The 20,291-nt window shown below is 43.7% G+C and carries 18 protein-coding genes and 4 tRNA genes; 11 read left to right on the forward strand and 11 right to left on the reverse strand.

The window, feature by feature from the left end:
• Positions 1 to 182 precede the first annotated feature (182 nt).
• Together pheT and pheS are read right to left on the reverse strand one after the other, a co-directional pair.
• Positions 183 to 2,570 (reverse strand): phenylalanine--tRNA ligase subunit beta, encoded by a 2,388-nt coding sequence (pheT, locus tag FKN93_RS07905; protein ID WP_170904814.1) that lies wholly within the window; start codon positions 2,568 to 2,570, stop codon positions 183 to 185.
• Positions 2,571 to 2,587: 17 nt separating this feature from the next.
• Positions 2,588 to 3,571, reverse strand: a complete 984-nt coding sequence (pheS, locus tag FKN93_RS07910; RefSeq protein ID WP_154168385.1) for a phenylalanine--tRNA ligase subunit alpha — start codon at positions 3,569 to 3,571, stop codon at positions 2,588 to 2,590.
• Between the two features lie 283 nt (positions 3,572 to 3,854).
• Between pheS and FKN93_RS07915 the strand changes: the two genes are divergently transcribed.
• Positions 3,855 to 4,337 carry a GNAT family N-acetyltransferase gene (locus tag FKN93_RS07915; protein ID WP_040904846.1) on the forward strand — a complete coding sequence of 161 codons (483 nt, stop codon included), beginning with the start codon at positions 3,855 to 3,857 and terminating at the stop codon, positions 4,335 to 4,337.
• 10 nt (positions 4,338 to 4,347) lie between these two features.
• Positions 4,348 to 5,277 carry a LysR family transcriptional regulator gene (locus FKN93_RS07920; RefSeq protein ID WP_004395420.1) on the forward strand — a complete coding sequence of 310 codons (930 nt, stop codon included), beginning with the start codon at positions 4,348 to 4,350 and terminating at the stop codon, positions 5,275 to 5,277.
• 168 nt (positions 5,278 to 5,445) lie between these two features.
• Here FKN93_RS07920 and FKN93_RS07925 read toward each other — a convergent pair.
• The 7 genes from FKN93_RS07925 to uvrY all read right to left on the reverse strand — a co-directional run bounded on the left by FKN93_RS07925 (position 5,446) and on the right by uvrY (position 9,274).
• Positions 5,446 to 5,521, reverse strand: a tRNA-Gly gene (locus FKN93_RS07925).
• A 37-nt stretch (positions 5,522 to 5,558) separates the two neighbouring features.
• A tRNA-Leu gene (locus tag FKN93_RS07930) sits at positions 5,559 to 5,645 on the reverse strand.
• Between the two features lie 48 nt (positions 5,646 to 5,693).
• Positions 5,694 to 5,769, reverse strand: a tRNA-Gly gene (locus FKN93_RS07935).
• A 2-nt stretch (positions 5,770 to 5,771) separates the two neighbouring features.
• Positions 5,772 to 5,845: transfer RNA gene (locus FKN93_RS07940), tRNA-Cys, on the reverse strand.
• Between the two features lie 351 nt (positions 5,846 to 6,196).
• The gene (gene pgsA, locus FKN93_RS07945) at positions 6,197 to 6,754 is read right to left on the reverse strand and encodes a CDP-diacylglycerol--glycerol-3-phosphate 3-phosphatidyltransferase (protein ID WP_040904360.1); all 558 of its coding nucleotides are present in this window, start codon (positions 6,752 to 6,754) and stop codon (positions 6,197 to 6,199) included.
• A 46-nt stretch (positions 6,755 to 6,800) separates the two neighbouring features.
• A complete protein-coding gene (gene uvrC / locus FKN93_RS07950; RefSeq protein WP_170904815.1) occupies positions 6,801 to 8,630 on the reverse strand; it encodes an excinuclease ABC subunit UvrC in 1,830 nt (609 codons plus the stop codon).
• Positions 8,630 to 9,274 carry a UvrY/SirA/GacA family response regulator transcription factor gene (uvrY, locus tag FKN93_RS07955; protein ID WP_154168391.1) on the reverse strand — a complete coding sequence of 215 codons (645 nt, stop codon included), beginning with the start codon at positions 9,272 to 9,274 and terminating at the stop codon, positions 8,630 to 8,632. Before uvrY ends, uvrC begins: the two co-directional genes overlap by 1 nt.
• Before the next feature lie 255 nt (positions 9,275 to 9,529).
• Here uvrY and FKN93_RS07960 point away from each other — a divergent pair, with 255 nt between their 5' ends.
• The 4 genes from FKN93_RS07960 to FKN93_RS07975 all read left to right on the forward strand — a co-directional run bounded on the left by FKN93_RS07960 (position 9,530) and on the right by FKN93_RS07975 (position 14,419).
• A complete protein-coding gene (locus FKN93_RS07960) occupies positions 9,530 to 9,871 on the forward strand; it encodes a hypothetical protein (protein WP_170904816.1) in 342 nt (113 codons plus the stop codon).
• The gene (locus tag FKN93_RS07965; protein WP_212755144.1) at positions 9,816 to 10,268 is read left to right on the forward strand and encodes a hypothetical protein; all 453 of its coding nucleotides are present in this window, start codon (positions 9,816 to 9,818) and stop codon (positions 10,266 to 10,268) included. Before FKN93_RS07960 ends, FKN93_RS07965 begins: the two co-directional genes overlap by 56 nt.
• Positions 10,269 to 10,523: 255 nt before the next feature.
• Positions 10,524 to 12,887 carry a DNA polymerase II gene (locus FKN93_RS07970; RefSeq protein ID WP_170904817.1) on the forward strand — a complete coding sequence of 788 codons (2,364 nt, stop codon included), beginning with the start codon at positions 10,524 to 10,526 and terminating at the stop codon, positions 12,885 to 12,887.
• Between the two features lie 245 nt (positions 12,888 to 13,132).
• On the forward strand, positions 13,133 to 14,419 hold the full coding sequence (locus tag FKN93_RS07975) for an HAAAP family serine/threonine permease (protein WP_170904818.1): 1,287 nt from the start codon (positions 13,133 to 13,135) through the stop codon (positions 14,417 to 14,419).
• An 89-nt stretch (positions 14,420 to 14,508) separates the two neighbouring features.
• On the opposite strand, the gene FKN93_RS07980 is transcribed toward FKN93_RS07975, so the two are convergent.
• The gene (locus FKN93_RS07980) at positions 14,509 to 15,276 is read right to left on the reverse strand and encodes a nucleotidyltransferase domain-containing protein (RefSeq protein ID WP_158138354.1); all 768 of its coding nucleotides are present in this window, start codon (positions 15,274 to 15,276) and stop codon (positions 14,509 to 14,511) included.
• A 206-nt stretch (positions 15,277 to 15,482) separates the two neighbouring features.
• Between FKN93_RS07980 and yeiP the strand changes: the two genes are divergently transcribed.
• Positions 15,483 to 16,049 (forward strand): elongation factor P-like protein YeiP, encoded by a 567-nt coding sequence (gene yeiP, locus FKN93_RS07985; RefSeq protein ID WP_004395429.1) that lies wholly within the window; start codon positions 15,483 to 15,485, stop codon positions 16,047 to 16,049.
• 2 nt (positions 16,050 to 16,051) lie between these two features.
• Positions 16,052 to 16,372 carry an HI1450 family dsDNA-mimic protein gene (locus FKN93_RS07990; protein WP_004395430.1) on the forward strand — a complete coding sequence of 107 codons (321 nt, stop codon included), beginning with the start codon at positions 16,052 to 16,054 and terminating at the stop codon, positions 16,370 to 16,372.
• Positions 16,373 to 16,514: 142 nt separating this feature from the next.
• Here the strand turns inward: FKN93_RS07990 and yqfB are convergent, their stop codons facing one another.
• Complete coding sequence (gene yqfB / locus FKN93_RS07995) at positions 16,515 to 16,814, reverse strand: N(4)-acetylcytidine aminohydrolase (protein WP_212752454.1); 300 nt, start codon at positions 16,812 to 16,814, stop codon at positions 16,515 to 16,517.
• 207 nt (positions 16,815 to 17,021) lie between these two features.
• On the opposite strand from yqfB, the gene hutC reads away from it, so the two are divergent.
• The 3 genes from hutC to hutG all read left to right on the forward strand — a co-directional run bounded on the left by hutC (position 17,022) and on the right by hutG (position 20,240).
• On the forward strand, positions 17,022 to 17,735 hold the full coding sequence (gene hutC / locus FKN93_RS08000) for a histidine utilization repressor (protein ID WP_154168401.1): 714 nt from the start codon (positions 17,022 to 17,024) through the stop codon (positions 17,733 to 17,735).
• A gap of 242 nt (positions 17,736 to 17,977) precedes the next feature.
• Positions 17,978 to 19,180, forward strand: coding sequence for an imidazolonepropionase (gene hutI / locus FKN93_RS08005; RefSeq protein ID WP_170904819.1), 1,203 nt, complete (start codon positions 17,978 to 17,980; stop codon positions 19,178 to 19,180).
• Positions 19,173 to 20,240, forward strand: a complete 1,068-nt coding sequence (hutG, locus tag FKN93_RS08010) for a formimidoylglutamase (RefSeq protein ID WP_170904820.1) — start codon at positions 19,173 to 19,175, stop codon at positions 20,238 to 20,240. The genes hutI and hutG overlap by 8 nt, the downstream gene beginning before the upstream one ends.
• The last annotated feature ends 51 nt before the right edge of the window (positions 20,241 to 20,291 follow it).

Raw genomic sequence — 20,291 nt, forward strand, 5'->3', positions numbered from 1 at the left:
TTTTCGTTTAACTCTCGCAGTTGCCAGACCGCAAGAGTGTTTTAACAAATTGAAAGGGGCTTTATAACTGACTTATAGCTGAAAGCTTTACGGAACCCCCAGCCTAGCTGGGGGTTTTCTCTATACAAAAAAAGCAGATCGACTTGATCTGCTTTTTGGTTTACTGAATGTATCTTATCTATTTAGTCTCGCAGTGTTGCAGAGTACTGTTCAGCCACCGCTTGAACAATATTGTTCACTGCAGCAGTGATATCCGCATCTTCTAGCGTTCGCTCTGCCGATTGTAAGATAAGCGCAATAGCTAAGCTCTTCTTACCCTCCTCAACACCTTTACCAACGTAAACATCGAACAGTTTAGCATCGCGTAATAACGAGCCACCCGCCGATTGACAAGTAGCAACGATGTCACCAGAAGCAACATATTGATCGACAACCAGAGCAATATCACGGCGATTTGCAGGGAACTTAGATAGAGCGACGGCTTCAGGGATCACTTTGGTATTAATCGCTGACCATTCGATTTCAAATACGATTGTACGACCATTTAAACCAAATTTACGCTCAAGTTCTGGATGAACGGTACCAATCACGCCGATCTCTTTACCATCCAGCACAATCGCAGCCGCCTGACCAGGATGCAATGCCGGATGCTGCGTTGCCGTAAACTGATAAGCTCGGCCATTCGCAGTTAAATCGAGGATTGCTTCTACATCGCCTTTTAAATCAAAGAAATCAACGCTAGCCGTTTCCATGTTCCAATGTTCATCACCACGAGTACCAGCGATCACACCAGCCAGCATAGGCTCTTGACGCATACCATTTTCAGCAGCTTGATCGGGAATAAAACGCAAACCTTGCTCAAACAAGCGTACGCGCGGCTGTTGACGTTTCTGGTTGTGCACCACCGTATTCAGCAAGCCTTGGATTAAACTAAGGCGCATCGCTGACATATCGGCAGAAATTGGGTTTGGTAAAATGAGGGGTTCTATATTCGGAACCACTAGTTTTTGCTGTTCCGGTTCAACAAAGCTATATGTGATAGCTTCGTGATAACCACGATCCACTAACAAATCACGCACACGCTTGAGCGGTAAACGCGCTTCTTTGTGGGCATTCATATTCAATGCCGCTTGAGGAGCTTGATTAGGAATATTGTCATAGCCATAAATACGGCCGATTTCTTCAACTAAATCTTGCTCGATAGCGATATCAAAACGCCAAGTTGGTGCAGTCGCTTGCCAACCTTGTGACGTGGTTTCTACTTGCATGCCAAGACGTTGTAGAATTTCGACCACATCGGCATCGGCAATAGTATGGCCAAGTAAATTATCCAATGTCGTCCGACGTAGAGTCACTTGATTCGCACTTGGGAGATGCTGATCAGATTGTGCAGCAACAATAGGAGCCGCTTGACCACCACAAATATCAATCAATAGTTGGGTAGCACGCTCAAGAGCCGCTTGCTGTAACTCGTAGTCTACACCACGTTCAAAGCGCATCGACGAATCAGTATGTAATCCATAACGACGAGCACGACCGCGGATATGATCTGGCGCGAAGAAAGCCGACTCTAATAACACATCTTGCGTGCTTGAACTTACCCCAGAATGCTCACCACCAAATACACCGGCAATCGCCAGTGGTTTGTTATGGTCAGCAATCAATAAGGTATCAGGATTGAGCGTCGCTTCTGTGCCATCGAGAAGAGTTAGCTTTTCATCTTGCTCGGCAAGACGTACCACAATACCGCCCTCAATCTTTGCCAAATCAAACGCATGCATTGGCTGGCCTTGCTCTAGCATCACATAGTTAGTGATGTCGACAATCGGATCGATCGAACGAATACCGCAACGGCGTAACTTTTCCTGCATCCATAATGGAGTGGCGGCGTTCACATTAACGTTTTTGACAATTCGCCCAAGATAACGCGGACAAGCCGCAGGTGCTTGGATATCAATCGTTAGGGTATCGTTAATTGACGCCGCTACAGGAGCAACCGATGGCTCAATAATATCCAGACGGTTAAGTACGCCAACTTCACGCGCCAATCCACGCAAGCTGAAACAATCAGCACGGTTAGCCGTAAGGTCGACATCGATAGTGACATCATTAAGACCTAAAAACTCACGAAAATCACAGCCAATCGGCGCATCTTGCGCTAATTCCATAATCCCGTCTGATTCAATGTCAATCCCTAACTCTGAGAATGAACACAACATGCCGTGAGAAGGCTGGCCACGTAATTTGGCTTTCTTAATTTTGAAATCGCCAGGCAGTACAGCACCAACGGTAGCAACCGCGACTTTCAAGCCTTGACGGCAGTTGGCTGCGCCACAAACGATATCGAGTAATTCGTCTTCACCGACATCGACTTTAGTGATACGCAGTTTATCAGCGTCAGGATGTTGACCACATTCAACCACTTGGCCAACTTTAACACCGTTAAACACGCCAGCAACAGGGAGAACGTCATCGACTTCTAACCCTGCCATAGTAATTTGATGAGTCAATTCGTCAGTGCTAACCGCAGGGTTTACCCACTCACGAAGCCAAGATTCGCTAAATTTCATAGTGATAAGCCTCTGGATTACTTGAATTGTTTAAGGAAACGCAGGTCGTTTTCGAAAAACGAACGTAGATCGTTCACGCCATAACGCAACATCGTTAAACGCTCTACTCCCATACCAAAGGCAAAACCTGAGTACTGCTCAGGGTCAATACCGACACTGCGCAATACATTAGGATGAACCATACCGCAACCCAGTACTTCTAACCATTTACCGTTCTTACCTTTCACATCCACTTCAGCGGAGGGCTCGGTAAAAGGAAAATAAGATGGACGGAAACGCACCTCAACTTCTTCTTCAAAGAAGTTGCATAGAAAATCGTGTAAAATGCCTTTAAGTTGAGCAAAGTTAACCTTTTCATCGACCAACATGCCTTCGACTTGATGGAACATTGGCGTATGAGTCTGATCATAATCATTACGATACACACGACCTGGAGCAATAAAGCGGAACGGTGGTTTACCGTTTTCCATCGTGCGGATCTGTACGCCAGAAGTGTGAGTACGCAGCATTAAATCAGGATTAAAAAAGAAGGTATCGTGATCGGTACGCGCCGGATGATCGGCAGCAATATTTAACGCATCAAAGTTATGGAAGGCATCTTCAACCTCAGGGCCAGACTCAACGCTAAAGCCTAATTCACCAAAAAAGTTTTCGATGCGTTCAATCGTGCGAGTGACTGGGTGTAAACCACCATTATCAATACGGCGACCAGGTAAAGTCACGTCAATCGTTTCAGCCGCCAACTTCGCTTCTAATTCGGCGCGTTGTAAAGCATCTTTACGCAGTGAAATCGCTTTTTGTACGGTTTCTTTGGCAACGTTGATCTCTTGACCTGCGGTACGACGCTCTTCTGGTGGTAATTTACCTAGGCTTTGCAGTTGAGCCGTTAGCTCACCCTTTTTGCCCAGATAATGAACACGCACTTCATCCAGTGCAACTAACGACTCCGCAGCATTAATAGCTGCTGTCGCGTTAGCAATAATCTGTTGTAGATGTTGCATTGTTTCCTCGTCTGCTGATGCGCAGTTTCCTTAAGGCACCCGTGAGGGAATTAAGGGATTCTTGGGGTTTTTAGTAAGCTGTACATAGTAACGAAAGCCGCTGTCAAAGCCAAATTGAAATCACATTTCCTTCATTTTTTGCGTGTTTATTCATCGCTAACTCATCAAGTTAGGCAGTTGCAAAATAACTTTTAGTTATAGTGATTTTGTCATAAATTGATTTTGTTCAAATGACGCTGCCCGTTATGGTTAGACCCACAAAGATTATAACCAGAGGTTGATGATGCCATTAACAATTTTACCCATTGAAGCAGAACACGACGCTGCAATTTGCCAAATTATTAAACAAGTCGGTGCTGAATTTGGTGCGGTCGGCGAAGGTTTTGGACCTGCTGATGAAGAAGTTTTAACTATGAGTAAGTACTACACTCAGGATAGGCATAGCCTATATCTTGTTGCTCTATTAGATAATGATATTGTTGGAGGGGGTGGAATAGCACCTTTTCAAGATAGTGGGAGTATTTGCGAATTAAAAAAGTTGTTCTTACTAGCCAAAAGCCGGGGTTACGGCGGCGGAAGAATCATCGCCGAACGCTGTCTCGAATTTGCTAAATCTCAAGGGTTTCAGTACTGTTATCTTGATACCCTTTCTAGTATGTCTTCAGCTATCACATTGTATGAACGATTAGGTTTTGAGCACCTATCAAAACCTCTCGAAGGTACTGAACATGGTGGCTGTGATGTTTGGATGATGAAAAAGTTATAATCAGGATACTATGCATAACTATAAATTGCTGCCGACCCTATATGCCCTATTAGAGACCAAAAATCTCACTGATGCAGCTAAAAAACTGAACGTTACTCAACCCGCTATCAGCAAAACGCTTAAACAACTGCGCGAAGAGTTTCAGGATCCGTTACTTATCAGGCAAGGACAGCAATTTATATTAACCAAACGGGGAGAATCATTACTGGTACTTCTCCCCTCCGTATTTACACAACTGGAACAACTTTATCAACCTGCCGATTGTGAAGTGCATAAAATTCAGCGGCCATTTAATCTCGCGCTCAATCATTTTATTTCACCAGATATTCTGCCCCAACTTTGCCGAGAATTTCATCAGCAAGCCCCCAGAGCTAGACTCAATACAACACTATGGCAAGATCGTGCACTCAGCGAGTTAGCCGAAAGCCAAGTAGATTTACTCGCCACATTATCTGTTATTGTCCCTGAAAACTTACATGGTAAAAAATTAGCCAGTGATCAGTATGTCGTCTGTCGTTGGTCACAGCATATCGAGCAAAATACAACACTCACACTTGATGACTACTTTCGAGCAAGGCATATTTTAGTCAGTGGACTTCATACGGAAAGCTTACAAGTTGATACGTTATTTCAACGCTATCGAAAAAAACGTCGGATCTTTGCCACGTTACCTTCAATTCGTCTTGCCATTGAAACCATGATTGGTACCGACTGCTTGGTTACGTTACCATTACATATCGCCGCTCAATATGCCCAAGGGCACCCAGTGACCCTTTTTCCTACGCCTTATGAGCTGCCTCAGCACGATTATTACTTACTTTGGCATGCAAAACACCATCACTCACTTGAACATCGCTGGTTTCGTGAATTCTGCTATCAGTTTTTTAAACAAGATATCAAAGACAAACAAGATATTGGCTACTCACTACTGGTCTCTTAGTCACTGCTTGTGTACTCCAGTATTGAATAGGTTTCCTAGGCTATAGTTCAATCAATCGGACATCAGCAAATCTGAATATGATGCTATCTATTAAAACGTAAGTCTTTTTCAACAGAAAACAGTTAACATAAAAAAAGCCCAACCATTTTTGGCTGGGCTTTTTTGTTTTGGAGCGACACACGAGGTTCGAACTCGTGACCTCAACCTTGGCAAGGTTGCGCTCTACCAACTGAGCTAGTGTCGCATTAAGCAAGTGACTTTATCACGTTGCTCGTTATAAATGGTGCCCCGGGCCGGACTTGAACCGGCACGACTCGAAAGTCGAGGGATTTTAAATCCCTTGTGTCTACCAATTTCACCACCAGGGCACACTAATTTTTTAATCTCAGCACCGCTTTCGCCATACTGATATAATCTGGAGCGACACACGAGGTTCGAACTCGTGACCTCAACCTTGGCAAGGTTGCGCTCTACCAACTGAGCTAGTGTCGCAATGGAGGCGCGTCCCGGAGTCGAACCGAGGTTCACGGATTTGCAATCCGCTGCATGGCCACTCTGCCAACGCGCCTTCGAAACTCAAACCGCTTGCTTCTTTATCGCGTTGCTCTTGAGTACGGGATGCATTCTACGGATTCGATGCGATCAGTCAATAGAATTTTTTTGCTTTTTGAATCGTTTGATTACTTTGCATTCAAAAATGGGTTTTTTGTTTATTTTTTTAGCAAAAAGTCTCTATTTATCCAGAACATAACGAGCAAAAATCCATTTTTACTCGGCTTTTGATTACTCTTTATCGAACAATAAGCGACGATCATTAATCAACAAAAAACACGTTATTAAAAAACAATCGCAACCAAGCTCAGTTGACATCCAACTCGGCGGTGTTTAAAAATAGAGAAACGGGCCGATGCCCGCTTTTCTAGTGATGTTCTTCATTTAGCAAATCATTTTTCGCCGCTGCTAAATATTGCGCCATTGACCAATACGTTAAAATGGTCGCAATGTATAAGGCAATGAATCCTAACCACACCATCCATTGGTCATAACGCCAAATCAAAATCCACAATGCAAACATTTGACTGACGGTTTTTACTTTACCAATCCAAGAAACGGCCACACTAGCGCGCTTACCGATTTCAGCCATCCATTCTCTTAATGCTGAAATAATAATTTCTCGCCCAATCATGGTCACCGCGGGGATGGTTATCCATATTGAATGATAATACTCGGTGATCAAAATCAGCGCAGTAGCGACAAGAACCTTATCAGCAACCGGATCAATAAACGCACCAAAACGCGATGTTTGGTCAAGCTTCCTCGCCAACATGCCATCTAACCAATCGGTAAAACCAGCCACAAAAAAAATCATTGCTGCAGCAAAAGGAGACCAGCTATAAGGCAAATAAAAAACAACAATAAAAACAGGGATGAGAAAAAGTCTCAATAACGACAAGATGTTAGGAATATTTAAACGCATAATGTTAGGCTCTGATCAATGGCGCGTTAATGGTGCTGCATTTTGACTATGGTTTCAATGCCTGATAAATAATTTCTGCTAAAGAGTGACTAATACCCGGCACCTTGGCGATTTCTTCAACCGTTGCACGCTTGATTTCCTGTAAACCACCCATGTATTTCAATAAAGCTTGACGACGTTTAGGTCCAACGCCTTCAATCCCTTCCAAAGTACTGGTTCGTCGAGTTTTACCCCGTTTAGCGCGATGTCCAGTAATGGCATGATTATGGCTTTCATCACGAATATGTTGGATAAGGTGTAATGCAGGCGCATCGCTAGGTAAATGAAATTCGTCTCCCTCCGTAGTGATTAATGTCTCAAGACCAGGTTTACGACTAATTCCTTTCGCGATACCAATCAATTTTGGTCGCTTCGGCCAATCTTGCCAACACTGAGTAATGATCTGTAGCGCGCGATTGAGCTGACCTTTACCACCATCAATAAATATCACATCCGGAATTTTATCCACATCCAATTGCTTTGCGTAACGACGCTCTAAAGCTTGGGCCATGGCTGCGTAATCATCACCACCAGTAATTCCAGTGATATTAAAACGGCGATATTCTGCTTTGAGTGGCCCCTCTTGATTAAATACCACACAAGAGGCAACTGTGCTTTCTCCCATGGTGTGAGAAATATCAAAACATTCCATACGAGTTACATTATCTATACCTAATACACGTTGAAGCTCATTAACACGCTGCTGAATGGTCATCTTGTGATTAAGCTTACTGGTCATCGCGCTCAATGCATTGGTATTTGATAACTTCAAGTATTGGCCACGTGTCCCCGTCGGACTCACATGAAAATGAACGTTATGCCCAGCTAATTCACGCAACGCCAGCTGTAATGGTTTGGTCTCTTTTAATAACCCCTGATTAAGAATAATTCGACTCGGAACCACTCGGCTATCAGTATGATTAAGATAGTATTGGCTTAAAAAACTTTCGAAGACTTCTTGCGACTCGGTATTGGCTGGGATTTTTGGAAAAAAGCTCCGACTCCCCAAAACTTTACCTTGGCGGATCATCAAAATATGGATACAGGCCAACCCTTTCTCTTGCGCAAAACCAAGCACGTCCAGATCATCTTGTGAATCTTCTGCTACAAACTGCTGCTCCTGCACACGGCGAATCGCTTGAATTTGGTCACGAAACTTTGCTGCATCTTCAAAACGTAACGCCTGACTAGCCGTCTCCATTTTTCGAACCAACACTTCCAAAACTTGCTTATCTTTTCCTTGCAAGAACAGCCGTACACAGTTCACTAACTCGGCATAATCTGCATCAGAAATAAGGCTACTCACACAAGGAGCCGCACAACGACCGATTTGATACATTAAGCAAGGGCGAACACGATTGCTGTACACGGTATCTTCACATTGCCGCACTGGGAATATTTTTTGAATCAGGTGCAACGTTTCTCGCACCGCACCAGAATCTGGATAAGGGCCAAAATACTCACCTTTGCGTTTTTTTGCACCGCGATGCGCAGAGAGACGAGGATGCTTGTGCGCACTGATGAAGATATAAGGATAAGATTTATCATCCCGCAGCAACACATTGTATTTAGGTAAATACTGCTTGATGTAGTTATGTTCGAGGATCAACGCTTCGGTTTCAGTATGAGTAACCGTGACGTCAATTTTATTGATATGACTGACTAAAGCTCGGGTCTTTTCACTATCAACTTTACTACGAAAATAGCTAGACAGTCGCTTTTTAAGATCTTTGGCTTTACCAACATAAATCACCTCAGCCTCAGTGTTATACATACGGTACACACCGGGCTGATGGGTGACATTTTTTAAAAAGGAAGCAGAATCGAAATCAGCCACTACAACTTCTCTGTATCGAGCATCCCATGTCGAATGGCTAAATGGGTTAACTCAACATCTCCGTTAATATCTAGCTTGGCAAACAAACGATAACGATAGCTATTGACTGTCTTTGGACTAAGATTGAGTTGCTCAGAAATATCGGTTACTTTTTGGCCTTTAGTGATCATCATCATGATTTGTAGCTCACGTTCTGATAGACCAGCAAACGGATTTTCAGAGGCGGGTGAAAACTGGCTTAATGCCATTTGCTGAGCGATTTCAGGAGAAATATATCGCTGGCCACTATTCACAATACGAATAGCGTTCACCATTTCATCGGGCGCGGCACCTTTGGTCAAATAACCAGCAGCACCAGCTTGCATCACTTTGGTTGGGAACGGATTCTCAGTATGAATAGTGAGCACAATGATTTTTACGTCTGGATTAAAACGTAAAATCTTCTTAGTGGCTTCCAATCCACCAATACCGGGCATATTCATATCCATTAATACAATATCAGTGTTATTACTACGACACCATTTTACTGCATCTTCACCGCTATCCGCTTCCCCTACTACGTTCATTCCACGGACGTCTTCAATAATACGTCGTATCCCTGTGCGAACCAGCTCGTGATCATCTACAAGGAAAACATTGATCAAACTTGTATCTCCACACTTATCTATTCGCTCTGCACTTTATCATATTAAAGATGCAGCATGGCTGCTTAGTCTAACCTAAATGGCTAGCTCGCTGCCAATGAATATGTGCTGAATAGAAGTATTTGGCAAGTATTTCTTTAATAAACTGTGTACTTTAATGTACAAACAACAACTCTCAGAATAGAATATTGAAAATTAAGAATATATTCTTTTTAATATGATATAGCCAGAAAGGTAAGATAAAGGATTTCTACAGTGAAAAATTTATATATTTTTTTTGTTTTTTTGTTAACAGGTTGTGCGACAGCTTCTAAAGATATAACTCCCAGTTATGTATCCCCTCTAATTTTTCAAGGTAATAGTTGCAATCAAATTGCAGCCGAAGAACAGCGTCTTCGCGTAAGGGTTTCTGAATTAGGAGGGCGCATTGATAGTAAAGCGAGTCGAGATAAACTTCTAGTAATAACACCTTATACAATTTGGTTCATCGGTGGCAACAAAGATCAAGAAGCTGAGTTTGCTAGATTAAGTGGTGAACTTAATGCACTTCAGCAAGCAGCCATTCAACAAAATTGCCTTAACCCAGAAAGTCAATGATTTCAATACAGATTGGAAATTTACTAATCTAGCGTCAGCAGAAATAGCTATGTTTGTGCAAGGTGGTTATGGTCAGGCATGGGGTGACCCCAATAACTTACACAGCTATGGATTAGCCTCACTGGCATTCAATCATGGTTCACTGACCGATTATCGTCTTACCACCGGTGTGGGTATGGAAGCAGGCGTCCTCTGGCAAGTGGCAGACAAGCACCGTTTAGGGTTACAGGGACAATACTTGGCTTTATTGAATAGCGCTGCCGATCATCATAGCCAGATTAATTTAACGTGGAACTGGAGTCTTGCTCGTCATTGGGCACTGCGCAGTGAAATTCGCTATCAGCATTGGCAACAAGAAGAAATGAGTGCAAAAGTCACTGGTTATTTTTATTACTAAGCGCGACAAGTAAATCGCAGTAGCCCATTATAATAATGTTCACTTTAGTTTAGAAATATCATGAACTTGGTAAGGTCCACTATAGGCAAAACCTCAAATTACACCGACCTCAACGCGTCCTGACGCGAATAGCAGAAGATGGTATTATCTTCTGCTATTTTTTAGGTATCCCCAAACGACTTGATGTTACAGATAGACGACAAGTAGCAAAGGAAGATATCTTCTGCCTAAATACTGCCATCAATAAGGTTGACTGTGACTCTCGAATCAGGTTTTGTCCTCACCCGCCAAGCAAAAGATATCAACGGTAAAAGTCACATTGAGTTGTGGCTGGCGACAAATCAAGGGCCAACACAGTTGATTATCGAGGGCGAACAAGCGGTGTTTTTTATCGAACAAACGCAGATTCAAGCTTGCCAAGCCATCGCCAAACAACAGCAAATAACCGTTGATATTCGGCCTCTTGAGCTTAAAGACTTTAACCAACAGTCACTGGCAGGTTGTTATTTTGCGAGCCATTATCAAGCATCCAAACTGGCTCAAGCGCTCCACCATGAGAATATCATCACTTTAGAAGCCGATATTAAACTGGCGGATCGCTATTTAATGGAACGATTCATTCAAGGCAGCCTTGAGTTTACCGGCACCATAACCCACTACGGCGACTATCGCCAAGTCCGTCAAGCAAAATGCCGACAAGCGGACTATTTACCACAACTCCATGTGGTTTCATTAGACATTGAATGCTCAGAGAAAGGCCTGCTCTACTCCATCGGTTTACATAGCCCCATCGATAGCCGTGTGATCATGGTCGGCCAGCCACAGTCCGCTGAAACCACTATCGAATGGGTCAGCGATGAATATCACTTACTCAATGCTTTAGTCGATTGGTTTCAACGTTTTGATCCGGACGTGATCATTGGCTGGAATGTGATTGATTTTGACTTTCGCTTACTGCACAAGCGGGCCGAATGGCATAAATTAAAGCTCAAACTTGGCCGAGCTAAGCAGGCCAGTTATTTTCGATCAGCTGCGCAAACGAACCAAGGTTTTATTACCATTCCCGGACGCGTGGTACTGGATGGAATCGATACCTTAAAAACAGCCACCTATCAGTTTCGCTCTTGGTCTTTAGAGGCCGTGTCCCGTCAACTGTTAGGAGAAGGTAAAGCCATTACTCAGCCGCACGATAGAATGGAAGAAATCAATCGCCTTTACCGACAAGATAAACCTCAGCTCGCCCATTACAATCTGCAAGATTGCATTTTAGTCGAGAAGATTTTCCAACACACTCATTTACTAGACTTTGTTATTCAGCGCTCTCGATTAACCGGATTAGAGTTAGATAGAATTGGCGGCTCAGTAGCCGCTTTTACGAATCTCTATCTGCCTCAACTACACCGAGCAGGGTATGTTGCGCCCAACCTGCACTCCGAAAACTGGATTGCCAGTCCAGGTGGTTATGTCATGGACTCTCGCCCTGGCTTGTATGACTCAGTCCTACTACTTGATTTTAAAAGCCTTTATCCCTCAATTATCCGCTCGTTTTTAATTGACCCTTTAGGGCTGATTGAAGGTCTACCACTTGAGATCGGCAATAAACCACATCAAGCGGCCGCTGGATTTCGTGGCGGCCAATTTCATCGTCAGCGCCATTTTCTGCCAGCCATGATCGAAGCACTGTGGGCCGCTCGGGATATTGCTAAGCAAAACAACGAACCCGCCTTTTCGCAAGCGATCAAAATTATTATGAACTCCTTTTATGGCGTACTTGGATCATCTGGCTGCCGGTTTTTTGATACTCGTCTGGCTTCAAGTATTACCATGCGCGGCCACGAAATCATGAAGCAGACCAAAACCTTAATTGAGGCGCAAGGTTATCAGGTCATTTATGGTGATACCGATTCAACCTTTGTTTCATTAGGTGGCGCATTTATCCAAACACAAGCTGACAAAATCGGACGTGACTTGGTCTGGCACATTAACCAGTGGTGGGCAACCCATCTTCAGCAAGCCTACGGATTAAGTTCTTTTTTAGAGCTGGAGTATGAAACTCACTACCGCAAGTTTTTAATGCCGACCATCCGCGGCTCAGAAACGGGGTCAAAAAAGCGCTACGCTGGCCTGATTGGTGAACCCGGTGCGGAAAAAATGGTGTTTAAAGGCTTAGAGAGCGCCCGCAGTGATTGGACGCCTCTTGCCCAACGTTTTCAGTCTGAACTGTATTGGATGATATTTCACGATCAGCAGCCAGATGAGTATATTCGCACGACCGTTGAGCAAACGTTAGCTGGGGAGTTTGATCAGCAGCTAACCTACCAAAAGCGCCTGCGACGCAAGCTGCACGAGTACCAAAAAAACGTGCCTCCTCAAGTACGCGCCGCTCGCCTAGCAGATGAAATCAATGCGAGTTTAGGTAGAGCTTTACAATATCAAAATAAAGGCACGATTGAATACTGTATGACACTTAATGGCCCTGAACCTAAGCAGTACTTATCCAGCCCTATCGATTACCAACATTACATTGATAAACAACTCAAACCCGTTGCCGATGCGATTTTGCCTTTTATTAACCGTCAGTTTGAGCAAATCACCGCCGCGCAACTCGGGTTATTTTAATAACCCGAGTTCATATAATAGCCCCAAAAATTAACGCGTTTCCCATCTCATTATTCTGAATAAGAAAATAATTAACATTACCCTTTGTAAGGGAATAAAGCTTTTATATAGAAAAAACGAAAGCCTATTAAGATCACAGTTTCTCTCCCTCAGCGCATTTATGGTAAGCCTCGTCGTTCTTAATTTCAGAGTTATCAATAATTCATAACTATAAAAATAAATACAGCGCAAACTTGGAGAAAACTATGCTATCGACACAACAGGATGTCACGATAACCACCGTATCACCTTCAACATGGCGAAAATCTGATACCGTTTGGATGCTCGGACTTTATGGTACTGCAATTGGGGCTGGTGTACTCTTTCTTCCTATTAATGCAGGCATTGGCGGACTGATCCCTCTGATATTAATGGGCTTACTGGCTTTTCCGATGACCTTTTATGCTCACCGTGGTTTAGCTCGTTTAGTTCTATCATCGACCAATCCTGCTGCAGATATCACCCAAGTGATGTCTGAACATTTCGGAAAAAAAGCAGGTCGTATTTTTACTTTACTGTACTTTGTTTCCATTTTTCCTATTTTGCTGGTCTACGGCGTTTCTATCACCAATACTGTCGAAAGCTTTATGCTGCATCAATTAGGAATAATCCCACCGCCACGCTTTATTCTGTCATTTTGCCTTTTGATGTCACTGATTGGGATTGTTCGTTATGGCGAGGAACTGATAGTAAAAACCATGAGTATTCTGGTCTATCCTTTCGTTTCAGTATTGATGCTCCTTGCTTTATATCTTATACCGCATTGGAATGGCGCAATATTTAACCAAGATCTTATCCTTCACTCCGTGACCAGCGGCGATATGTGGCGAACGCTCTTACTCACCATTCCAGTGATGGTTTTCTCCTTTAGCCACACCCCCATTATTTCCACCTTTGCTAAATCAAAACGCAAAGAATATAGTGACACACTCGCAGAAAAAAAGTGTTCTCAAATTCTCGGTTACGCACACATGATGATGGTCGCGAGCGTAATGTTCTTTGTACTTAGTTGCGTACTCACGCTTTCGCCACAGCAACTTGCCGAGGCCAAAGCACAAAATATCACTATTCTCTCTTACTTAGCCAACTATCTGGATACGCCCGTCATTGAAATCATGGCCCCGATGATCGCTTTTATCGCCATTTCTAAATCATTTTTAGGGACTTATATTGGCGCACAAGAAGGATGTTCTCGTTTAATCAGTGAAGGTTTTGAGCATCGAGGCTATAACATTAAACCCAGTACAATAAATACGTTGACCGTTATCGTCATGCTGATGACCACTTGGCTTGTCGCGACACTAAATCCATCGGTACTGGGAATGATAGAAGTGCTCTGTGGTCCAATCATTGCTCTTATCTTGTATATAATTCCAATGTACGCGATTCAAAAAATACCCGCGTTAGAAAAGTATCGAGGACTGACCAGCAATACCTTTGTAGTCATCATGGGGATTATTGCGATCTCAGCAACCGTATACGGCTTATTATAAGAAAGAGACGTTGACTCTGTTGGTAAGTTGTTAGTAAAAGTATTGATAACTTACCGTTCTATAACGTAATAGAATGAATGCGCAGACTATCAACCAATCTTAAATTCAGTTTTTTTATACTGTTTGACTAACCACGGACCAAAGCTATCTAATAAACCAATCACCGAACGCTTGGGGATCACTCGCCCTTTCAGCAAAATTTTTAAGCGATCAACCTCGGTTTGTTTCTCTGGGTAATAACGTAAAAACTGCTCGCCGCACTGACGCGGATCATCAAACCAATTTTTGTCCTGATACATGACCAATGAATAGCTGGCACGAAGCAGTTTTTTAGCAATCATCTGCTGAGCGTTCGCCTGTTGAGCGGCATCATGGGTTTTGGCTATTTTATCACGATAAAACAGCAGCCAATCTTCGACATCCATATTCCAATACTTGGCGATTTCCCAACTTGGTTCATAATCACCAAAACATTCTGCGAGGTTATCGCCATAGACACAAACACTACAGTGGCGCAGTAAAAAACCCCAAGAAAATAAACTGTCTAACGTCGCGACTTCTTTCACTTCAGCGGTTTTAAAACTGACATCAGTAATAAACGCAAAGCGTTTTTGAAAACGCCAACGAATGGTATTGATTAACGTCGTACGAGTATTCTCGATTGAACCATAAGTCACCACAATCACATCCAGATTTGAAAAGTTGGGACGCGCAGTTTTGCGTGCCACACTGCCATAGAGATATACGCTATGTAGCTGCTCGCCTAATCCGGCACGCAAAAAAGAGACCAACTCCTTAATCGCAGGTTGATAATCAATTTGGAAAGGCTGCTTGGCATCAATAGGCGACAAGGTCATGTCGTAAAGTAACTCAACAAGTGAAACATAAAGTTATGTTCTCCTATGCGCGCGTTCGAATCAATAGCCAAATCATGACCAACCGTGTCTTGCAAGACAATTTCCACTGCACAACAACTTTTTCTTTTCAGGAGCGCATGAAGCATTTCTTTTCTGGGAAAGCATTCGTTATAATGCGCCGAAATCAAGCACAAAGGGTATTTTCCATGCCAAAGGCAAGTGAACTAAAAAAAGGTTTTGCGATTATTTCTAACGGCAAAACATTGTTAATCAAAGATATCGAAGTCACCACTCCAGGTGGCCGTGGCGGTTCTAAAATTTACAAATTACGTTGTACTGACCTAACTACAGGTGCTCGCGTCGACGAACGTTATAAATCTGACGATTTTCTTGATACGGTAGAGATGAACAAACGCAATGTTTCTTTCTCTTATGTCGACGGTGATGATTATATCTTCATGGATAATGCAGATTACTCACAATTCACCTTCAAAAAAGCCGATATCGAAGATGAACTGCTGTTTATCACTGAAGAAATTCAAGGTCTACAAGTGGTACTGGTTGATGGTAAACCCGTTGCCATTGAATTACCGTCTTCTGTAGAGATGGTGATTGAAGAAACTGACCCATCAATCAAAGGGGCTTCTGCTTCTTCTCGTACTAAACCAGCGCGTTTTGCCACGGGTCTGGTCGTGCAAGTGCCTGAATACATCGCTAACGGTGATCGCATTGTGATCAATACCGCTGAGCGTAAATACATGAACCGAGCGTGAGCATGACAGACTTACTCTCTTACGATGAAGCCATCGATACCGCTTACGACATTTTCTTAGAAATGGCGGAAGATAACCTTGAACCAGCAGATGTCCTGCTCTTTGTTGCCCAGTTCGATGAGCGCGGCGCAGCTGAAGTGGTTGATATTAGTGATGATTGGGATGCGGAAGTTGGCTTTAGCGTCGATAAAGAGCGCTATGCAGAAATTTGCATAGGATTGGTCAATGAGAGTAACGACGTACTGGATGACGTTTTTGCACGTTTATTGCTAAGCCGAGATCCTGAACAAAAGTTTTGTCATATTCGTTGGAAACGTGACTAATATTCGTTTCGTTAACGGACGATACCCAGAAAACTTTAAGTAAGAAGGGTATCAGCGACAATGCCAACTCAGTACGAGTTGGCATTGTTTTTTTCCTAAAAGAAAAATCAACTTAGCACGGCAGTTAAATAACCAAAGATCGTTATTCGACTAGTTGGTAATGAATCACATACAACTCTTCTATCCCTGGATAGATATCGCTGATCACCTGTTTTAATTCAGTTAAGGTCATATTTTCTTGCTGAGCATGAAACTCATTTAAGTCATCAAACTGGATCGGCTCAACATTGATGATTTTTAAACGGCAAAACCAACGCCCTTCTTCTAAGGTACTCACTTCAACCATAGAACCCGGTTGATAATCCTTCTCGCTTTGATCGCGAATAGTGATGACTTTTTTTCCGGTTAAAATATCGCTTTCAAATCGTGAAAAGAAAGTCATTTCTGTAGGAATGCTGGTCGAGGATGCGAGCATATTTTTCTCTCTTATTAGCCTGGAAATAGCTGACACTATAGCGAATAAGCCTAAGGCTTTAAATCGCAAAAAACATTATCTGTATAGCCCTGCGCTAAATACGAACAAATAGACTTGCTTTTTTTAGCTCGCTCATCAATCATTTGTATAGATAAATAAATGTAATGGATTTGTATGCCTACTTCACCCCTGTACCAACAAATTAAACAGCACATTATTCACCAGATCGAATCCGGCCAATGGCCAGTTGGTGAACGGATCAGCACCGAATTGGAATTAACTGAGCAATTTTCTGTCAGTCGCATGACGGTCAATAAAGCGATTCGAGATTTAGTGTCTGAAGGCCGCTTGCAACGTCGCCCACGGTTAGGCACCTTTGTCTGCGCCGCACCAGAAAAAGCCGAATCTCCACTGTTAGATATACGCAATATTGCCGAGGAAATCGTCAGTCGAGGTCAGCGTTATCATAATAAAGTTCGCGCTCATCACTCTTTAATTGCCGATGAAACTCTTGCTACTCAATTAGGGGTAATGCTCTCTACTCCATTGTTTTATAGTGAAATATTACATTACGCGAACGATCAACCATTACAACTTGAAGTTCGTTGGGTTAACCCTAGGCATGCCCCTGACTACCTTCAACAAGACTTTACTCATATTACGCCTAACCAATACCTTTCCGAGGCCTGCCCACTCAGTGCGATTGAGCATACGGTCGAAGCTTTGATCGCTGACAAACCAATCAGTGAAGCGTTGCTACTCAAAGCTAACGAACCTTGCTTGCTGCTTAATCGTCGTACTTGGAGTGGTGAGCATTTAGTGAGCTTCGCTCAGCTCTATCATCCGGCCAGTAAGTACAAATTAAGTTCGAAAATTGTCTATCCATAACCATAGAGTCGATCACATTTTTGTAACATTACCATTGCATTCATCATCCGTTAATCCTATTAATTGTATATACATTAAATCATCCTTAACGACCTAATGTTACCTGTTTGGAAAAATCGTCCTCAAACAGTCGAAAACTCAGCGATTGAATTGAGATGATCGAACGTAGCCAATGTCGCTGCAGCTTCAAGTAGCAAGGAAGTCGGTATCATCGCGAACCTCTGGCTCGCTAAGTAGGGGAAATGGAACACGTCTTAACCAATGCGCGTATAGTGAGTATGCAAGCTGGTGATATCGGCTATCAGCCCAGTGAGCCGCTTTCAATTGTCATCCGTGACGGAAAAATTGCCGACATCACCACAAACACCTTCGCCGACCATCCACAGCGAACCAATTGCCAAGGCCAGTTAGTCACTCCGGGACTGATTGATTGCCATACGCACCTTATTTATGCAGGTCAACGAGCCAATGAGTTCGAACAACGCTTAAATGGCGTCTCTTATCAGACGATTGCCGCCCAAGGAGGCGGAATCATGTCAACGGTGAAAGCCACCCGCCAAGCCTCACAAGATCAATTAATCGAGTTAGCACTGCCTCGTTTAGATGGTTTATTACGCAGCGGGATCACCAGTGTAGAGATCAAATCTGGCTATGGGCTGACGCTTGATGATGAAATTAAAATGCTCAAAGCCGCGAAAGCGTTGGAAGCCCACCGCCGAGTGAAAATCACCACCACCCTACTTGCCGCCCACGCCGTGCCACCTGAGTTTGCCGGTAAAGCCGATAGTTATGTTGATTTCATCTGTCAAAGCATCATTCCACAAGTGGCAGAGCAGCAATTGGCAAGCAGTGTGGATGTGTTTTGTGAATCGGTAGGCTTTAATCTTAAGCAAACTGAGCAAGTGTTTCAGTGTGCCATTGAGCATGGTTTAGCGATTAAAGGCCATACAGAACAGCTGTCCAATCTCGGTGGCAGCGCTTTAACGGCGCGCTATAACGGCCTATCGGTCGATCACATTGAGTATCTCGATGAAGCTGGAGTACAAGCATTAGCGCAATCAACGACCGTCGCGACTTTGCTGCCCGGTGCGTTTTATTTTTTACGCGAAACACGTAAGCCACCCATTGAATGGTTACGCTACTATCAAGTACCCATGGCGATTGCTACTGATATCAATCCTGGCACTTCACCATTTGCTGACCTGACCTTAATGATGAACATGGCTTGCACCTTGTTTGGCTTAACCCCGCAAGAAGCGCTGCGTGGGGTTACCACCCATGCAGCACAAGCACTAGGTGTCGCGGCAAGCCGTGGCCAAATTGCCGTCGGCTATGATGCCGATTTGGCCTTCTGGTCACTCAATCATCCTGCCGAATTGAGTTATCAAGTTGGTATCCCTTCTTTACAAGCCCGTATGGTTGATGGAGAGCTCTGTCATGACTAATTCCGTTTCCCCTTCCCATCTTTATCAGTGGCAAGGTCGTGATGATATTGAAGATGGTGAACTGGGTCAGCGAGTCCACCATGTTATGCAAATAAAACACCTTGATGAATTAACCGAAGCCTCCCATAGCGTTGCATTGGTCGGCTTTGAATGTGATGCCGGTGTTGAGCGCAATAAAGGGCGGATCGGCGCAAAACATGCACCGAATTTAATTAAACAAGCATTAGCCAATTTAGCGTGGCACCATACCAGCTCGTTATGCGATTTGGGCAATATTCACTGCCATGATGATGATTTAGAGCAGTCCCAACTCCGTTGTGCGCAGTTAATTGCTGACGGTTTACAACACTCACCCGTGATTGTGCTTGGCGGTGGTCACGAAGTGGCGTGGGCGAGTTTTCAAGGACTGGGCAAACATTTACTCAAACAAGGCATGAAAACGCCAAAGATCGCGATCATCAATTTTGATGCTCACTTTGATCTCAGATCCTTTAGCAGTGAGAAGGTATCCATCAAGCCCAGCTCTGGCACTCCGTTTATGCAAATCGCTGATCACTGCCAACAAATCGGCTGGGATTTTCATTACGCCTGCTTAGGTGTCAGCCGTGCTAACAATACGACCGCTCTATTCCAGCGTGCCGATCAGCTTGGTGTTTGGTATGTCGATGATAAAACCCTCAACGAGCGCAATCACGCTGCATTAATCGAGAAAATGGATGCATTTATCGCCGATTGTGATTATCTCTACTTAACCATCGATCTCGATGTCTTTCCAGCGGCGACCGCCCCCGGTGTCAGCGCTCCTGCTGCCCAAGGCGTAAGTTTAGATAATTTCCATCTCTACTTCGATCATCTACTGCAACACCATATTGATAAGCTGCTGATTGCCGATCTGGCTGAATATAACCCGAGCCACGATATCGATAATCAAACGGCGCGACTTGCTGCTCGTCTGTGTTGGGAAATCGCCAGTGCCATGACTCAGCACCAAGAGCAGTCACACGCTACCCCATCATCGGTTGAAGTTCAGAGCACTGACTCTCCTTCTGATGATATTTAAAGCTCAATCAAACGACTCACTCATTACCGGCCCCCATACTGGCTGAGTGGG

Origin of the sequence: Vibrio sp. A8-1 (assembly GCF_013048685.1) — a bacterium.
Lineage (GTDB): Bacteria > Pseudomonadota > Gammaproteobacteria > Enterobacterales > Vibrionaceae > Vibrio > Vibrio metschnikovii.